The sequence below is a fragment of the Streptomyces sp. NPDC054770 genome, from assembly GCF_053611985.1.
On record NZ_JBSHBL010000031.1, the window covers coordinates 59304 to 75463 of the forward strand.

A 16160-nucleotide genomic window follows, 5' to 3' on the forward strand; every position below is an offset into this window, starting at 1 on the left:
TGACGGACCGTCAGATGACACTGACCCCCGCCAGCCACCCCCCGTCGATCACGAACGGCTGCCCGGTGATGTACGACGAGTCGTCCGAGGTCAGGAAGAGCGCCAGCTTCGCCACCTCCTCCGCCCGGCCGATCCGGCCCAGCGGGACGAGCTTGCGGTAGAGCTCGTCCAGCGCGCGGCTCATCTCGGCGGGGTCGGCGGTCGGGTCGAGCCGGGCCGGGTTGGACATCGCGGTGTCGATGGCGCCGGGGCAGATCGCGTTGACGCGTATCCGCCGGCCGGCGAGTTCCAGCGCGGCGACCCGGGTGAGCCCGAGCACCGCGTGCTTGGTGGCGGCGTAGGTGCCCACGGCGGCCATCCCCGTCAGGGCCGTGTAGGAGGCCGTGTTGACGATGGTCCCGCCGTCGTCCAGCTCGGGCGCGACCGTCTTCATGCCCAGGAAGCAGCCCACCTGGTTGACCTGCACGACCTGCATGAACTCGTCGAGGGGCGTGTCGACGAGCGCGTTGAAGCGCAGGATGCCCGCGTTGTTCACCAGCCCGTCGAGGCGGCCGTACGACTTCTTCGCGGCGGCGACGGCGGCCTGCCACTCCGCCTCCACCCCCACGTCCAGATGGACGTAGGCCGCCCCGATCTCCTTGGCGAGGGCCTCGCCCTGGTCGTCCAGCACATCGGCGACGACGACGCGCGCACCCTCGGCGACGAAGAGCCGCGCCTCCTGCTCGCCCTGCCCGCGCGCCGCCCCGGTCACGATGACGACCCGCCCGTCCAGCTTCCCCATGCCACTCCCTCAGGTGAGCCGGGGCGCGACATCGGCCCCGAACGCCTCGATCTGGTCGATGAGTTCGGCCCGGCTCCGACTGCGGAACCGCACCTGGATCTGGTGCACGCCCATCGCGCCGTACGCCCGCAGCGACTCGGCGATGGCCTCCGGGGCACCGGTGAGGGTGCGGCGGCCGACCTCCCAGGCGGGGGCGCCGACGTACAGGGGCTCGGCGATCGCGCCGATCGTGAAGGGGCGGCCGCTGTCGCCGCGCAGGCGCCTGATCCGCTCGATCTGCGCGGGCAGCCGGTCCCGGGGGTCGCCCTGGGGCAGCCAGCCGTCACCCCTGAGGGCGGCACGGCGAACGGCGGCGGGGGACGATCCGCCGACCCAGAGGGGGACGTGCACCTGCGTCGGCCGGGGCCGCTGCCCCAGCCCTTCGAAGTCATACGCCTTCCCGTGGTGCTCCGGGAACTCCTCCGGTCCGAGGGCCGCCCGCAGCGCGTCGATCGTCTCGTCCAGTACGGCTCCGCGCTGCTCGAAATCGACCCCGAGCGTCTCGAACTCCTCCCGTACGTGGCCGGCCCCGACGCCGAGGATCAGGCGGCCGCCCGACAGATGGTCGAGGGTGGCGTACTGCTTGGCGGTCAGCAGCGGATGCCGGAGCCCGACGACGGCGACGTGGCTGAGCAGCCGTACGCGCTCGGTGACGGCGGCGACGTGGGCGAGGGTGGCGACCGGGTCGTACCAGACGGTGCTCATGGCGTCCGCCAGCCGGCGCGGAATGGCCACGTGGTCGCACGCGGCGACGTACGCGAACCCGGCGCGGTCGGCGGCGCGGGCGATCGCGACGAGGTCGGCGGGAGAGGCGGCGGCCTCCCAGACCTCGGCGTAGATGGTGCTCTGGGACTGGACGGGGAGCTGGATGCCGTAGGCGAGGCTTTCCCCGGGCGGGACGGACACGACGACCCCCTCAGCGATGACTGACGGAACGTCAGATGACGACCGCTGGGGCACATCGTCGTAGCTGATGCATCGTCAGACAAGAGGCAGCCCCGACGGAAACCTGTCCGCAGGGGCCGCCCGGGTCGCGCGTCGGGTGTCAGCGGGCGAAGTCGCCGCCGAAGTTGGCGTCGGTGACGGGCGCGCCGAGGGTGACGGGCCCGAACGAGACCGCGCCGGAGGCCGTCGGGCCGGCGGTGGTGGAGCGGAAGGCCCAGACGGCGCCGTCGAAGGTGTTCTCGCCGGGGGCGCCGACGTACAGGTCGGCGCGACCGTCGTTGTTGGTGTCGACGAGCGCGGTGTGACTGCCGAAGAAGTCGTTCTGCTCGGCGGTACCGGGGACACCTGCGGTGTTCTGGTTGAAGGACACGGCACCGGCGCCGGTCAGCCCGCCCCTGCCGCCGCGCAGCACGGTCACCGCGCCCGCCGAGGCGGCCTTGCCGATGCCCTCGTTCGGGGAGCCGGCGGCGACGTCCGCGTAGCCGTCGCCGTTGACGTCGGCGACGGAGATGCCCCAGCCGAAGCCGTCACCGAGCTCGGAGGTGCCGGGCACGCCGGCCGTGTTCTGGTCGATGACCGTCGTGCGGGAGGTGTCGGGCCCGGCCGCCGAGCCGTACAGGACGCCGACCTGGCCACCGATGCGATCCGAGCCGGCCTGGGTCTCCCCCGAGCCGTCGAGGGGACGCCCGATGACGAGGTCCGCGTATCCGTCCTTGTTCACGTCGCCGATGCCGAGGCTGGAGCCGCCGGGGACCCGGCTGCCGTCGGCCTTCTTCAGGATGACCGGGGCGTCGAAACCCTGCTTGGTGCCGTGCAGGTAGGACACGCTGTAGAGCTCGGGCTCCCCGTCCTCGCCGTAGTAGTGGACGAGTCCGACCAGGTCGGTGATGCCGTCGTGGTCGACGTCTCCGGCGGCGACGTCGTCGGTGGCGTAGTCCAGGTCGAAGGAGAGGCCACCGGAGTGCGCGGCACCGGTGGTGCGAGTGAACGGACCCTTCAGCAGCCGGGTCGTCAGGGCCACGTCGAGGTGACCGTCACCGTCGAAGTCGCCCACGGCGGGGTGCGAGGGGTCGACCCGGTCACCCTCGGCACCGGTCGCCACGACCTCGCCGCCGGACAGCCCGCTCTTCCCGCCCCAGACGACGGTCAGCGTGCCCGCGTTCTGCACGGTACCGACGTCCTCGCCGCTCGCGCCGACGACCAGGTCCGCGTATCCGTCGCCGTCCAGGTCGCCGAGGGCGAGGCCGGAGCCGAAGAAGTCCTGGGTCTCGGCGGTGCCGGGTATGCCCGCCGTGTTCTGGCTGATGACCTGCCGGTGCGTGGTGTCCAGCCCCTTCGAGGAGCCGTACACGACGCTCACGTACCCGGCGCGGGCGTGCCCGCCGACCTTGCCCCAGGAGGCGGCGATGGCGAGGTCCACGTAGCCGTCGCCGTTGAAGTCGGCGCGCACGCTCTGGGCGCCGGCCGACTGCGTACCGGCCGCGTGCGCGCTCACGGGTCCGACGACGGCCCCGGCGACGGCCAGGGCGGCCACGAGCCCGAGGCGGGAACGAAACCTGCGCTTGCCCATATGGAACCCAACTCCCGTTGACGAAAAAGCAGTGGACCAACGGAAGGAGTCAAGATCCTCACGCCGTCTCCCGGTACGACTGTCCCGACGGCGCCGGGGTTGCCCTGGAAGCGGGTCGGAGTTTCCCGCCCGTTAACCGGCGGCTCCGGTCGCTGCGGCGGCTCCGGGCCACAGGCCGTCCTCCGTCAGCCCCAGCAGGTCGATCGCGTTCCCCCGTACGATCCGCTCGACCACGTCCGCGGGCAGGTGCCCCATCTGGGACTCGCCGACCTCCCTCGACTTCGGCCAGGTGGAGTCGGAGTGGGGGTAGTCGGTCTCGTACAGGACGTTGCCGACGCCGATGGAGTCCAGGTTCCTGAGCCCGAAGGCGTCGTCGAAGAAGCAGCCGTAGACGTGGCCGGCGAAGAGCTCGGAGGGCGGCCGGTGCACCTTGTCGGCGACGCCGCCCCAGCCCCGGTTCTCCTCCCAGACCACGTCGGCGCGCTCCAGGATGTAGGGGATCCAGCCGATCTGGCCCTCCGCGTACATCACCTTCAGGTTGGGGAAGCGCTCGAACTTGCCGCTCATCAGCCAGTCGACCATCGAGAAGCAGCAGTTGGCGAAGGTGATGGTGGAGCCGACGGCGGGCGGGGCGTCGGCGGAGGTGGAGGGCATCCTGCTGCTGGAGCCGATGTGCATGGCGACGACCGTGCCGGTCTCGTCGCAGGCGGCGAGGAACGGGTCCCAGTCGTCGGTGTGGACGGAGGGCAGCCCGAGGTGCGGGGGTATCTCGGAGAAGGCGACGGCGCGGACCCCGCGGGCCGCGTTGCGGCGGACCTCGGCGGCGGCCAGGCCGGCGTCCCACAGGGGGATGAGGGCGAGGGGTATCTGACGGCCTCGGGCCAGCGGGCCGCACCACTCCTCCACCATCCAGTCGTTGTAGGCCTGGACGCAGAGCAGGGCCAGTTCGCGGTCCTTGGCCTCGGTGAAGGTCTGCCCGCAGAAGCGGGGGAAGGTCGGGAAGCAGAGCGCGGACTGGACGTGGTTGACGTCCATGTCGGCGAGCCGCTGCGGCACGTCGTACGACCCGGCCCGCATCTGCTGGTACGTGATCACCTCCAGCCTGATCTCGTCCCTGCTGTAGCCGACGGCGGTGTCGAGGCGGGTGAGGGGGCGGTGCAGATCCTCGTAGATCCACCAGTCGCCGATGGGGCCGTCCTCGCCGGGCCTGCCCATGACCGGCTTGAAGCGGCCGCCGAGGAAGCTCATCTCCCTCAGCGGGGCCCGGACGATGCGGGGCCCGGTGTCCAGGTACTTCTTCGGGAGGCGGGACTGCCAGACGTCCGGCGGCTCCACGGTGTGGTCGTCGACGGAGATGATCAGCGGAAAGGTGCCGTCCTGGGTGTCCATGGCGCTCACGGTAGCGCCGATCTGACGAACCGTCAGCTATCGGACGACGGTTTGCCGGACCGCCGACCGGAAGTCGCGCGCCCCCGGACCGCCCGCGACGTCCGCCGGGCCCCCGGGCCGCACGCGGCCGCCGGATGGTCCGCGCGGACGCGGATCCGTCCGCGGAATCGTTCCGCCACGAACCGGGCCTGCTCACGGAGGTGACTGCCGTGTGAAGACTGTGTGGACCACCGTGTGTCGCCCTGTGATCGGTGTCTCCCCCGGCTGACGCAACCCGCCCGAACAAGGCAGACTGACGGGGTGAATCGGGATGTCTAGGGGGACCGGCATGGACGGTGGACCACGGGTGCCGGAGCAGCGGCGCGCCCCCTCCTCGGCGGAGGCCGCGGCGTTGCGCTTCAGTGTGCTCGGTCCGGTACGCGCCTGGCGCGAGGAGCAGCCGCTGAACACCGGCTCTCCACAGCAACGTGCCCTGCTCGCCGCCCTGTTGCTGCGCGAGGGCCGGACGGCGACCGCGGCGGAGCTGATCGACGCGCTGTGGGGTGCCGAGCCGCCGTCACAGGCGCTGGCGGCGGTGCGCACGTACGCGTCCCGGCTGCGCAAGGTCCTGGACCCCGGGGTCCTGGTCAGCGAGTCCGGCGGGTACGCGGTGCGCGGGCTCGGCGAGGGCGCCCTGGACCTGGCGGTCGCCCAGGACCTGGCGGCGGAGGCGGAGAAGGCGAAGAGCGCCGGGGACCTGCACCAGGCACGGGAGGTGCTCGGGCGGGCCCTGGCCCAGTGGGACGGCGAGCCGCTGGCCGGAGTGCCGGGGCCGTACGCGGAGACCCAGCGGGTCCGCCTGGAGGAGCTGCGGCTGCAACTCCTGGAAACCCGGCTGGACATGGACCTGGAACAGGGCTGCCACGCGGAGGCGGTGTCCGAGCTGACGGCCCTCACCGCGGCCCACCCCCTGCGCGAGCGCTTCCGCGAACTCCTCATGCTCGCCCTGTACCGCAGCGGCCGCCAGGCGGAGGCCCTCGCGGTGTACGCGGACACCCGCCGTCTGCTCGCCGAGGAACTCGGCGTCGACCCCCGTCCGGGCCTCCGGGACCTGCAACAGCGCATCCTCCAGGCCGACCCGGCCCTGGCGGAACACTCGGCCCCGGCCGCGGAACCCGCCGCCGTCCAGGTCCGCCCCGCCCAACTCCCGGCCACCGTGCCCGACTTCACCGGCCGCTCCGCCTTCGTCGCGGAGCTGGGCGAGGTGCTGGCGTCGGCCGAGGGCCGGGTGATGGCCGTATCGGCGCTGGCGGGCATCGGGGGCGTGGGGAAGACGACACTGGCCGTGCATGTGGCCCACCAGGCCCGGTCCGCCTTCCCGGACGGCCAGTTGTACGTGGACCTGCAGGGGGCGGGCCCGCGGGCGGCGGAGCCGGAGACGGTCCTGGGTTCCTTCCTGCGCGCCCTGGGCACCCCCGACTCCGCCATCCCCGACTCCCTGGAGGAGCGTTCGGCGCTGTACCGCTCGGTCCTGGACGGCCGCCGGGTCCTCGTCCTCCTCGACAACGCGAAGGACGCCGCCCAGGTACGCCCCCTGCTGCCCGGCACGGAGGGCTGCGCGGCCCTGGTCACCGCCCGGGTACGGATGGTGGACCTGGCCGGGGCGCACCTGGTGGACCTGGACGTGATGTCCCCCGACGAGGCGCTGCTGCTCTTCACGAAGATCGTCGGCGTGGAGCGGGTCGCCGCCGAGCGCGAGGCCGCCCTGGACGTGGTGGCGGCCTGCGGCTTCCTGCCCCTGGCGATCCGGATCGCCGCGTCCCGCCTCGCGGCCCGCCGCACCTGGACGGTCTCCGTCCTGGCGGCGAAGCTCGCCGACGAACGCCGCCGCCTCGACGAACTCCAGGCCGGCGACCTGGCCGTGAAGGCCACCTTCGAACTCGGCTACGGCCAGCTGGAACCGGCCCAGGCCCGCGCCTTCCGCCTGCTGGGCCTGGCCGACGGCCCGGACATGTCGCTGGCGGCGGCCGCGGCAGTGCTCGATCTCCCCCTGGAGGCCACGGAGGACCTCCTGGAGGCCCTGGTCGACACGTCCCTGCTGGAATCGGCGGCTCCGGGACGCTACCGCTTCCACGACCTGGTCCGGCTCTACGCGCGTGCGTGCGCGGAACGCGACGAACAGCCCCCCAGCGAAAGCGAGGTGGCCATGTCCCGCCTGCTGGACTTCTACCTGGCGACGGCGGCGGGGGTGTACGCGATCGAGCGGCCCGGGGACCGGCTGGTGAACCATCTGGAACCGACCTCCTACCCGGGCCTCGTCTTCACGTCGCCGCGCGCGGCCCAGGACTGGCTCTACAACGAGGCCAACTGCGTCATGGCGTGCGTCCGGCAGTCCGCCGGTCCCCAGGGGCTGCGCCGAGCCGTCGACCTCCTGTGGGCCGTCAAGGACCTTGCCGAATCGGGAGCCAACGCCCGCGAGTACGAGGTCGCCGCGACGACCGTACGGGACGCCGCCCACGCCGCGAGCGACACCCGCGCCGAAGGGCGCGCCCGCACCACTCTGACCAACGTGCATCTGGTCGCAGGCCGCTTCGACGACGCGGACGCCGAGGCGCGCCTCGCCATGAAACTGGCCGCCGACGCCCACGACCCACTGCCCAACTGCTGGGCGCCCAACGACCGCGGCATCATCGCCATCTACCAGAACCGGCACGCCGACGGCGAGACCTATCTCCAGCAGGCCATCGACAACTTCCGGGCCGACGGCAACGACGTCGGCGAGGCCAGCGCCCTGTGCAACCTCTCCCGAATCCGGCTGGCCATGGGACGGACCGCGAGCGCGATCGAACTCGCCCAGCAGGGCATCGACATCTACGACCGTATGGGTCTGACCCTGCGGCTCGCCAACGGCCGCTACGCGCTGGGTATCGCGCTTACCCAGGCCGGGCGCCTGACCGAGGCGCTCGACCAGCTCACCGACTCGCTGGCCCTGTTCCACGACAACCGGCAGCCCCTGTGGGAGGGCGTCACGCACTTCCGGATCGCCGAAGTGCACTTCGCAGCGGACCGCTTCGCCCTCGCGGCACAGCACGCGGAGCAGGCGATAGCGCTGCGCGGCATCGGCGGCGAGTGGCGTCGCGGGACCGTGCTCACGGTCCTCGGCAAGGCCCTGGCCAGGCTCGGGCAGCCCGACCGCGCGAACGCCTGCTGGCGCGAGGCCCTCTCCATCTACGAACAGCTAGGCTCCGCCGAAGCGACCGAGGTACGCGCCCTGCTGGCCCCGGCTCCGGCCGCGTAGGCCTTGTTCCAGCAGGGGCGCTCGGCGCCGTTCATCGTTCGTTTATCGCGGTTCGACACTCTTACATCCATCGATCCGTCGCGTCGGGGGGCAGGCGGATCGCGGAGGGGCCACACCATTTAGGGTGAACGGCCCGCACGCCCGTCCGACGGCACCCGGGGGAGCTGTCGGACGGGCTACTTCCAGCTTTCAGCACGACTTGCCGGAGTTGATGATCATGCCGCAGGACGAGAAGACCACAGACGTAATCAAGCCGCTCGATAACCACGCCTCCCTCATCGAGGAGGACCTCCTCGACGCCTCGAAGGCGGCCGCCACTGTGACCGCGACGCCGTCCGAGGACGACGACGAGATCACCACCCTGGACAACCACGCGTCGAGCGAGCCGGCCACGGCCGCTCTCCTGGACAACCACGCATCCGGCGAATCCGCCTGACCTCACACGACGGGGGACCGGCCGTGGCGAGCGGCCCAGCACGGGGGATCGCGGGGGACATATCGGCCGCGGCGGCACCGAGGGGGAGCCGCCGCGGCCGACGCGTGCTCAAGGAGAGGTTCAGGTCAATGCGTGGCGTGAACCGTTCGAACCGCTCGAACAGTTCATCCTCTGAATTAACGTCACTTGTGTTCGGACTCCCCTCCCAACAGGAGTAGAAGTGACCCGTACCAAGAAGATCGTGGCCACCGCAGCCCTCGTGCTCGGCGCAACCGCCGCCGCTGCGAGCCCGGCGCTGGCCGAGAACCACGCCACCGTGGTCACTCCGGCCGAAAACCACGCCACCGTAGTCACCCCGGCCGAAAACCACGCCACCGTAGTCACCCCGGCCGAAAACCACGCCACCGTAGTCACCCCGGCCGAGAACCACGCCACCGTGGTCTCGGTGTAAGGCCATAGGGGAACGAGAAACGCTCATCGTCTGACGGGGCCGGTTCCTCAACGGCCCCGCCAGACACCACCTCGCGCATGCCTGCACGGGCCGGCCGACCCCTCAAGCAGCGTCATGGACCTGGTCATGCAGCGGGTGTCTGCGCAGCAAACCCCAGTGGCCGTGACCCGTCACACTTCGCGGCAATCCTTCGGCGTGAAGCCAGCCACAGCAGTGGCAGAGCCGGCGCGATGTCGGTCAAGCTCACCATGCCGCGCCACGCCACATCCCACCTGCGGGTTGCCCAACTCGCACCACACCGTCTTTCCCGCCGCCCCCTGCTCCACACCCCACCGCAGCACCAGGGCGTCCAGCAGGGCCAAGCCTCTTCCGGACTCGTCGGCATCCGCGGCGGAGATCAGTACCAGAAGTGCCCGCGGGTCGCGATCGGTGACCTCGACCCGCGTACGGCCCCCGGACTGAGCCACCCTCACCCGGACCGGGGTCCCCTCGCCCAGATGCCGGATCACGTTGGTCACCAGTTCCATGACGCACAACTGGACTTCGGCACACCTCATGCCCAGCCCCTCCCGCACGGCGCGACGCAGTTCGGGTACCGCCTTCGGGACCGCGAGCAGGTCGAGTTGAAGGCATACGCCGGTCAACTCCCGGCCGCCTTCCGAAGAACCTGCGCCAGCTTCTGAGCCGTTGTGGTGTTGCAGTTGCCGAGCGCGATCAGGCCGGCCTGCGTCCCGTACGACGCGGTGAGGCTCGGCAGGTCCACGCGGAGGGAGGGAAAAGTAATCCCGTGGGCGGCGAGGGCATCGCGGAGGTCCTCCGCGCAGAGGGTCATGTCGTAGGCACTTGGAGCCGAGGAGTGGTGTGGGGGCATGGTCGCGAGCCGCCTTCCCGTGCACTCTGTAGTGAAACGATCACAGAATGCGTCCACCCCGGTACCTTTTGACGAGCTCTCGGCTGCGCAAGCGCAACTGGCAAACGGCGGTGATGAGCTACGCCCTCACACAAGGACCCCGATGCGTCGGCGAACGTCCCCTCCTTCTACGGCGCCGAGTTGCGCTAACAGCGAGAGCCGGCCGGCCTGACCCTGGAACAGCTGGCCGAGGGAAGCTTCAGGGGCGTGCCCTTCCTCAGCCAGATCGAGCGCGAGGAGCGATGCATGCCGCTCGACCTCGCCCGGCACGTCGACAAGGTGCTGAAGACGGACGGGTTTTTCGAGCGCCGCTGCGAAGACGCCCGCCGGGCAAGGCAGTCGGGGCACGCGGAGTACTTCGCGGACGTGGCGGAGATGGAGCAGCGGGCGGAGACCATCGAGGACTGGGCTCCGATGTTGGTGCCAGGGTTGTTGTAGACCCCCGCCTACGCCGAGGCGGTCGTGCACACGTCGCTGCCCTGGCTGACGCCCGAGACGGTCGACAAGCAGGTACGGGCCCGGTTGAAGCGCGCGGAGATCTGGAAGCAGGAGGAACGGCCGTCGTTCTGGGCGGTCCTCCACGAGTCCCTCGTCCGCAAGCCTCTCCTCCCTCCGGCGGAGATGGCGGTGCAGTTGGAGCACATCGCTGAGGTCATCCGCTCCACGCAGGGCGTTCTGCAGATCCTCCCGGAAACGGCACACACCCATCCGTTCATGATGGGCATGATGCGAGTGATGACCTTCTCGGACGCCTCGCCGGTGGCCTATACCGAAGGTCTCCACAATGGCCAACTCATCGACTATCCACCGCTCGTGAAGGACTACCGCAGGTCGTACGATCTGCTCAGGGTCGCGGCACTCCCGCCAGAGACGTCCCTGGCCATGGTCGAACAAGCGGCGGAAGACTACCGAGATGGCAAGCACCGGGATTGACCTGAGCAACGCCGTGTGGCGCAAGAGCAGTTACAGCAACGGCAGCGGCGGTGAGTGCGTCGAGGTCGCCGTGGACATCCCCGACGCCACCCCCATACGTGAGTCGAAGCAGGTCGGTGACGGCCCCGTACTCCTCTTCCCCGACCCCGCCTGGGCCGCGTGCGTGGCGGAGCTGACGCGCTGAGCGCAGGTTCGCTCCGGTCGGTCACGGGGTTGTCCACAGGTTCGCGAGACGGGTCGACGTCTCCGGGACACTGGACTCGTGGAACGCGAGGAACTGGGGTCGCTCGTCGACGAGGGAGTGCTGCTCACCTCGCGCGCGCTGGCGGCCGGGTGGCCTCGGCGCACCCTCTTCCGCCGACTGGAGGCGGAGGGGTGGGGCCGAGTGCGGGCCGGGGCCTGGACTGAACCAGGGGCGCGGATCGACCGGTGCATGCAACTGAAGGCGACCCAGCTCCTCCATCCGAAGTTCGTCGTCAGCCACCGCTCGGCGGCCCGCCTCTGGCAGATCGAGACGCTGAACTCGGATCAGCGCGCGGAGCTGGAGTTCACCGATCCGGAGCTCGGCTTCCGGCAGTCCGTCACCGGCATACGTGTGCATCGGGTCCCTGTCGCCGAGGCCGAGATCGTCGAGCGCCGGGGACTGCGGGTCACCGATGTGCCGCGCACTCTCGCCGATCTCCTCCGCGCTGGCCCCAGGGACGATGCCGTCGTCGCCGTCGAATCCGCGCTCGGCTACCGCCGGGTCGGCACGGAACGCCGGGCTCCGCTCACCGCTCCGGCCGCCGTCTCCCTCGCCCTCGAAGCTCCGCTCCGTGGCGCGGGCAGGGCCCAGACCTGGCTGAGCCTCGTCGACCGCGGCTCCGGCTCCCCCGCCGAGACGGTCGCCCGCCTGCACATGCACGACGCTGGCCTCCGCCCCGAGACCCAGGCGGAGGTGCGGCCCCGGGGCGGCTCCCGCCGTTACCTCGACTTCCTATTCCGGGCCGAGGGACTGGCCGTGGAGATCGAGGGCTACGCCTACCACGGCACACGAGAGGCCCACCGCAGGGACGTCTCCCGCTTCAACCAGATCCTCCAGTGCCCCGAAGTCCGACGCCTGCTCCGCTTCACGGCAGAGGACGTCTTCCACCGCCCGGCATGGATGATCACTGAGATCCACACAGCACTGGCCACCCTCGCCCGACTGTCGTAGAGCGGGAATTGGAGGATCCGTGCCATGGCCAGGTTCCCGCCTGCCCGCGTTCTCTTGGGCTTCGCGTCGCACCGCCGACACGGATCCTCCAATTGACGCGGGCTCAAGGGAGTGAGGGGGCTAGCCGGCCCGCAACTCCCCCTTCACCACCTTCCCGCCGGCGTTCCGCGGCAGCTCCGCCACGAACTCCACCAGCCGCGGCACCTTGTAGTTCGCCATCTCCCGCCGCGCCCAGGCGATCAGGTCGTCGCTCGTGAGGACCGCGCCCGGCCGCCGCACCACGAACGCCTTGCCGACCTCGCCCAGCCGTCCGTCCGGGACGCCGATCACCGCCGCGTCCGCCACATCCGGGTGCAGGCCGAGCAGTTGCTCTATCTCCGCCGGGTACGCGTTGAAGCCGCCGACGATGAACATGTCCTTCAGCCGGTCGGTGATCCGCAGGTTCCCGGCCGCGTCCAGGACGCCGACGTCGCCGGTGCGCAGCCAGCCGTCCTCCGTCAGCGTCTCGGCCGTCGCCGCCGCGTCCTCGTAGTAGCCGCGCATGACGTTGAAGCCGCGGACCAGGACCTCGCCGGCCTCGTCCACCCGGACCTCCGTGCCGGGTATCGCCCGCCCCGACGTGGTCGCGATCACCGTCGGGTCGTCGCCCTGGCGGCACATGGTCACGATCCCGCTCGCCTCGGAGAGGCCGTAGGCGGTCAGGACCGTCTCGACGCCGAGTTCGCCGCGCAGGCGTTCCACGAGGAGGAGGGGGACGACCGCCGCGCCGGTCACCACCAGGCGCAGGGCGGAGAGGTCGTGGGTGTCGCGGGCCGGGTGGTCGAGGAGGGACTGGTGCAGGGTCGGGGGGCCGGGGAGGACCGACACCCGCTCCGCCGCGATGTTCGCGAGGGCCGTCTCCACGTTGAACACCGGCTGCGGGATCATCGTCGCCCCGCGCATCAGGCAGGCGATCACCCCGGCCTTGTAGCCGAAGGTGTGGAAGAAGGGGTTGACGATCAGGTAGCGGTCGCCGGTGCGCAGGCCCGCCAGGTCCGCCCAGACCTCGTACGCCCGGAGCGTCTGGGCGTGCGTGATCATCGCGCCCTTGGGGCGGCCCGTCGTACCGGACGTGAAGATGATGTCGGACAGAAAACCACCGTCCAACGCGCCCTCCCGAGCCGCGACCTCACCGGCCCCCACGCCCTCCCCGCCCGCCAGGAAGTCCTTCCAGGCGCGGAAGTCCGCCGGTGCGTCGTCCGACAGCACCACCACGTCCCGGAGGGCGGGCAGCCCCGGCAGCGGGCCCCGGCCGCCCCCCTCCCCCGCCGCCCTGCGCAGCGAGGCCACGTACGAGGTCCCCAGGAAGGTCCCGGTCACGAACAGCAGCCGGGCGCCGCTGCGGCGCAGCACGTCCGCCGCCTCCGTCCCCTTGAAGCGGGTGTTCAGCGGGACCAGCACCCCGCCCGCCGACACCGCGCCCAATGCCGCGACGATCCAGTCCAGGGAGTTCGGCGCCCAGATCCCCACCCGGTCGCCCGGCTCCACGCCGGAGGCGATGCACGCGGCCGCGGCCCGTGCCACCCGGGCGCCCAGTTCGGCGTACGTGATCCGGGTCCGGCCGTCGACCACGGCCTCGACGTCCGGGTACCGCTGCGCCGCCGACCGCACCAGCCCCGGAACCGTCCCCCACTCCATGTCACCGCGCACAACCGGCCTCCCCGGACGCATAGCTGACTGACCGTCAGATTAGCTGTAGCCTGACGACCTGTCAGCAAACCGCGACAGCCGTGGAGGTACGGGCACATGGCCGGTCTCAGGGGCATCAAGGACGCCACCGCCATCGTCGGGATCGGGCAGACCCCCTTCGCCAAACGGCTCGACGAGGACGAGAAGACCCTCGCCTGCCGGGCCGTCCTCGCCGCCCTCGACGACGCCGGCATCGCGCCCGGCGAGGTCGACGCCCTGGCCTCCTTCACCATGGAGGAGACCGACGAGGTGGAGCTGGCCAAGGCGGTCGGGTTCGGCGACCTGACCTTCTTCAGCAAGGTGGGGTACGGCGGGGGCGGTTCCTGTGCCACGGTCGCGCACCTGGCGACGGCGATAGCGAGCGGGCAGGCCACGGTCGGCGTCGCCTGGCGGTCGCGCAAGCGCGGCTCCGGCCCCCGCCCCTGGACCAACACCACCGTCCAGCTGCCGACCCCCGCCCAGTGGACCCGCCCCTTCGGCCTGCTCCGGCCCGCCGACGAGATAGCCATGCTCACCCGCCGCTACCTGCACGAGTACGGCGCCACCCGCGACCACCTCTTCAACGTCGCCCTCGCCTGCCGCAACCGCGCCAACCAGAACCCCGCCGCCGTCATGTACGACCGCCCCCTCACCCGCGAGATGTACATGACCTCGCGCTGGATCAGCGAGCCCCTCTGCCTCTTCGACAACTGCCTGGAGACGGACGGGGCGCTGGCATGTGTCGTGGTCAGCAGCGAACGCGCCCGCGACTGCCGACGCAGGCCCGTCCACATCCACTCCGCCGCCCAGGGCCTCCCCGCCCAGCACCACGGCATGGTCAACTACTGGAACGACGACCCCCTCACCGGCCCCGCCTGGACCGCCGCCCGCCACCTCTGGAAGCACGCCGACCTCACCCCCGAGGACGTCGACGTCGCCCAGATCTACGACGCGTTCACCGCCCTGATACCGCTCTCCCTGGAGGGGTACGGCTTCTGCGGCCGGGGGGAGGGCGGGGCGTTCACCGAGGGGGGCGCGCTGGAGATCGGCGGGCGGCTGCCGATCAACACCGGCGGCGGGGGGCTCAGCGAGGCCTACGTGCACGGCTTCAACCTCATCACCGAGGGCGTCAAGCAGCTGCGCGGCACCAGCACCGCCCAGGTGCCCGGCGCCGCGACCTGCCTGGTCACCGCCGGCGAGGGCGTCCCGACCTCCGCCCTCCTCCTCACCAACCGGAGCTGAGATGCTGCGACCGGCCACCGACACCGACAGCGCCCCCTTCTGGGAGTACGCGGCCCGCGGCGAACTCCGCGTCCAGGCCTGCGCCGACTGCCACGAACCCCGCTTCCCGCCCCGGCCCTGCTGCCCGCACTGCCAGTCCTTCGCGAGCGAGTGGCGGCCGACGAGCGGGCGGGGCCGGATCTGGTCGTACGTCGTCCCGCACCCGCCGCTGCTTCCCGAGTACGCGGCGCAGGCTCCGTACAACGTCGTGGTCGTGGAACTGGACGACGCGCCCCGGATACGGCTGGTGGGGAACGTGGTGAGCGAGGCGGGCGCCCCCCTCGACTCCCTGCCTCCCGACCGGATCCGGATCGGCGCCCGGGTGCAGGCGGTCTTCGCGGACGGTCTCCCGCAGTGGGTCCTGGAGCGGCCGTGAGCCTCTGCCTGGACACGGACAAGGACACCGGCGTCGCCGTCCTCACCCTCGACCGCCCCGAGCGGCTCAACGCCATCGACCTCGCGACCGCCGGCGAACTCGTGCGTGCCTGGCGGGCGTTGCGCTTCGACGACACCGTGCGGGCCGTCGTCCTCACCGGCGCCGGCGGGCGCGCCTTCAGCACCGGTCTCGACCGGGACGCCGTCGTGCCGCAGCCGTCCTCGCCGTACAGCCAGGACGATCCGCTGATCGCGATCGGTCCCAAGACGAACGACCTGTGGAAGCCGGTGATCGCCGCCGTTGCCGGGATGGCCTGCGGGGGTGCCTTCTATCTCCTCGGCGAGGCGGACTTCGTCGTCGCCGACGAGACCGCCGCCTTCTTCGACCCGCACACCTCCTACGGCATGGTCAGCGCGTACGAGTCGGTGCTGATGGCACAGCGGATGCCGTACGGGGAGGTGGCCCGGATGGTGCTGATGGGCAACGCCGAGCGGATGGGGGCGCGCCGGGCGTACGAGGTGGGGCTGGTGTCCGAAGTGACGTCGGCCGGGCAGGCGTTGGAGGCCGCCGTGCGCTGCGCGACCGCCATCGCCGGGTATCCGCCGCACGGTGTGCAGGGCAGCGTGCGGGCGCTGTGGGCGGCGAAGGAAGCGGCCCGCGAGCGGGGGTGGGCCGCGGCCCCGCACCTGATCACCCTGGGCAACCTGCCCGGCGAACGCCAGGCGGAACTCTTCGCCGACCGCCCGCGTACGACCCCGCGCACCCGCTGATCCACCGCGTGGCGGCACGGGGCACCCGGGCGTACCGTTCGCTGTGGGAGCCGACTCCCACCCCGAGTGACGGCCGCCGTGCACAGCCCTTCCGTGCGAC

At 71.5% G+C, this 16160-nt stretch carries 15 protein-coding genes and 1 pseudogene; 9 read left to right on the top strand and 7 right to left on the bottom strand.

The window, feature by feature from the left end:
* Positions 1 to 10: 10 nt before the first annotated feature.
* From ACWGKQ_RS25750 to ACWGKQ_RS25765, 4 genes are all read right to left on the bottom strand, one after another.
* Positions 11 to 781 (bottom strand): SDR family NAD(P)-dependent oxidoreductase, encoded by a 771-nt coding sequence (locus ACWGKQ_RS25750; protein ID WP_453294302.1) that lies wholly within the window; start codon positions 779 to 781, stop codon positions 11 to 13.
* A 9-nt stretch (positions 782 to 790) separates the two neighbouring features.
* On the bottom strand, positions 791 to 1726 hold the full coding sequence (locus ACWGKQ_RS25755) for an LLM class F420-dependent oxidoreductase (protein ID WP_453294303.1): 936 nt from the start codon (positions 1724 to 1726) through the stop codon (positions 791 to 793).
* Positions 1727 to 1865: 139 nt separating this feature from the next.
* A complete protein-coding gene (locus ACWGKQ_RS25760) occupies positions 1866 to 3335 on the bottom strand; it encodes an FG-GAP and VCBS repeat-containing protein (RefSeq protein WP_453294304.1) in 1470 nt (489 codons plus the stop codon).
* Positions 3336 to 3467: 132 nt separating this feature from the next.
* A complete protein-coding gene (locus tag ACWGKQ_RS25765; RefSeq protein WP_453294305.1) occupies positions 3468 to 4724 on the bottom strand; it encodes an amidohydrolase family protein in 1257 nt (418 codons plus the stop codon).
* A 328-nt stretch (positions 4725 to 5052) separates the two neighbouring features.
* Here ACWGKQ_RS25765 and ACWGKQ_RS25770 point away from each other — a divergent pair, with 328 nt between their 5' ends.
* From ACWGKQ_RS25770 to ACWGKQ_RS25780, 3 genes are all read left to right on the top strand, one after another.
* Positions 5053 to 8001, top strand: a complete 2949-nt coding sequence (locus ACWGKQ_RS25770) for a BTAD domain-containing putative transcriptional regulator (RefSeq protein WP_453294306.1) — start codon at positions 5053 to 5055, stop codon at positions 7999 to 8001.
* Positions 8002 to 8218: 217 nt separating this feature from the next.
* On the top strand, positions 8219 to 8437 hold the full coding sequence (locus tag ACWGKQ_RS25775; RefSeq protein WP_453294307.1) for a hypothetical protein: 219 nt from the start codon (positions 8219 to 8221) through the stop codon (positions 8435 to 8437).
* 220 nt (positions 8438 to 8657) lie between these two features.
* Complete coding sequence (locus ACWGKQ_RS25780; protein WP_453294308.1) at positions 8658 to 8888, top strand: hypothetical protein; 231 nt, start codon at positions 8658 to 8660, stop codon at positions 8886 to 8888.
* A gap of 170 nt (positions 8889 to 9058) precedes the next feature.
* On the opposite strand, the gene ACWGKQ_RS25785 is transcribed toward ACWGKQ_RS25780, so the two are convergent.
* Both ACWGKQ_RS25785 and ACWGKQ_RS25790 read right to left on the bottom strand, forming a co-directional pair.
* Complete coding sequence (locus ACWGKQ_RS25785) at positions 9059 to 9415, bottom strand: ATP-binding protein (protein WP_453294309.1); 357 nt, start codon at positions 9413 to 9415, stop codon at positions 9059 to 9061.
* Between the two features lie 113 nt (positions 9416 to 9528).
* A complete protein-coding gene (locus ACWGKQ_RS25790; protein ID WP_453294310.1) occupies positions 9529 to 9759 on the bottom strand; it encodes a hypothetical protein in 231 nt (76 codons plus the stop codon).
* A gap of 207 nt (positions 9760 to 9966) precedes the next feature.
* Between ACWGKQ_RS25790 and ACWGKQ_RS25795 the strand changes: the two are divergent.
* From ACWGKQ_RS25795 to ACWGKQ_RS25805, 3 genes and pseudogenes are all read left to right on the top strand, one after another.
* Positions 9967 to 10731 (top strand): annotated as a pseudogene (locus ACWGKQ_RS25795) (DUF5753 domain-containing protein).
* Positions 10712 to 10915 (top strand): DUF397 domain-containing protein, encoded by a 204-nt coding sequence (locus tag ACWGKQ_RS25800; RefSeq protein ID WP_453294311.1) that lies wholly within the window; start codon positions 10712 to 10714, stop codon positions 10913 to 10915. The pseudogene ACWGKQ_RS25795 and the gene ACWGKQ_RS25800 overlap by 20 nt, the downstream one beginning before the upstream one ends.
* 78 nt (positions 10916 to 10993) lie before the next feature.
* Positions 10994 to 11926: a hypothetical protein gene (locus tag ACWGKQ_RS25805; RefSeq protein WP_453294312.1), complete on the top strand. Its 933-nt coding sequence runs from the start codon at positions 10994 to 10996 to the stop codon at positions 11924 to 11926.
* A gap of 120 nt (positions 11927 to 12046) precedes the next feature.
* Here ACWGKQ_RS25805 and ACWGKQ_RS25810 read toward each other — a convergent pair whose 3' ends face one another.
* Complete coding sequence (locus tag ACWGKQ_RS25810; protein ID WP_453294313.1) at positions 12047 to 13615, bottom strand: FadD3 family acyl-CoA ligase; 1569 nt, start codon at positions 13613 to 13615, stop codon at positions 12047 to 12049.
* Positions 13616 to 13711: 96 nt separating this feature from the next.
* Here ACWGKQ_RS25810 and ACWGKQ_RS25815 point away from each other — a divergent pair, with 96 nt between their 5' ends.
* The 3 genes from ACWGKQ_RS25815 to ACWGKQ_RS25825 are packed head-to-tail and all read left to right on the top strand — an operon-like array spanning position 13712 to position 16060.
* Positions 13712 to 14875 (top strand): lipid-transfer protein, encoded by a 1164-nt coding sequence (locus tag ACWGKQ_RS25815; RefSeq protein ID WP_453294314.1) that lies wholly within the window; start codon positions 13712 to 13714, stop codon positions 14873 to 14875.
* Position 14876: 1 nt separating this feature from the next.
* The gene (locus tag ACWGKQ_RS25820; RefSeq protein ID WP_453294315.1) at positions 14877 to 15290 is read left to right on the top strand and encodes a Zn-ribbon domain-containing OB-fold protein; all 414 of its coding nucleotides are present in this window, start codon (positions 14877 to 14879) and stop codon (positions 15288 to 15290) included.
* Positions 15287 to 16060 (top strand): enoyl-CoA hydratase/isomerase family protein, encoded by a 774-nt coding sequence (locus ACWGKQ_RS25825; protein ID WP_453294316.1) that lies wholly within the window; start codon positions 15287 to 15289, stop codon positions 16058 to 16060. The genes ACWGKQ_RS25820 and ACWGKQ_RS25825 overlap by 4 nt, the downstream gene beginning before the upstream one ends.
* Positions 16061 to 16160: the final 100 nt, after the last annotated feature.

Bases quoted from the DNA above. Each gene is read 5' to 3' on its own strand.
- ACWGKQ_RS25820 (WP_453294315.1), top strand. From the start codon at position 14,877: ATGCTGCGACCGGCCACCGACACCGACAGCGCCCCCTTCTGGGAGTAC.
- ACWGKQ_RS25750 (WP_453294302.1), bottom strand. From the start codon at position 781: ATGGGGAAGCTGGACGGGCGGGTCGTCATCGTGACCGGGGCGGCGCGC.
- ACWGKQ_RS25815 (WP_453294314.1), top strand. From the start codon at position 13,712: ATGGCCGGTCTCAGGGGCATCAAGGACGCCACCGCCATCGTCGGGATC.
- ACWGKQ_RS25785 (WP_453294309.1), bottom strand. From the start codon at position 9,415: ATGGAACTGGTGACCAACGTGATCCGGCATCTGGGCGAGGGGACCCCG.
- ACWGKQ_RS25760 (WP_453294304.1), bottom strand. From the start codon at position 3,335: ATGGGCAAGCGCAGGTTTCGTTCCCGCCTCGGGCTCGTGGCCGCCCTG.
- ACWGKQ_RS25800 (WP_453294311.1), top strand. From the start codon at position 10,712: ATGGCAAGCACCGGGATTGACCTGAGCAACGCCGTGTGGCGCAAGAGC.
- ACWGKQ_RS25770 (WP_453294306.1), top strand. From the start codon at position 5,053: ATGGACGGTGGACCACGGGTGCCGGAGCAGCGGCGCGCCCCCTCCTCG.
- ACWGKQ_RS25790 (WP_453294310.1), bottom strand. From the start codon at position 9,759: ATGCCCCCACACCACTCCTCGGCTCCAAGTGCCTACGACATGACCCTC.
- ACWGKQ_RS25765 (WP_453294305.1), bottom strand. From the start codon at position 4,724: ATGGACACCCAGGACGGCACCTTTCCGCTGATCATCTCCGTCGACGAC.
- ACWGKQ_RS25775 (WP_453294307.1), top strand. From the start codon at position 8,219: ATGCCGCAGGACGAGAAGACCACAGACGTAATCAAGCCGCTCGATAAC.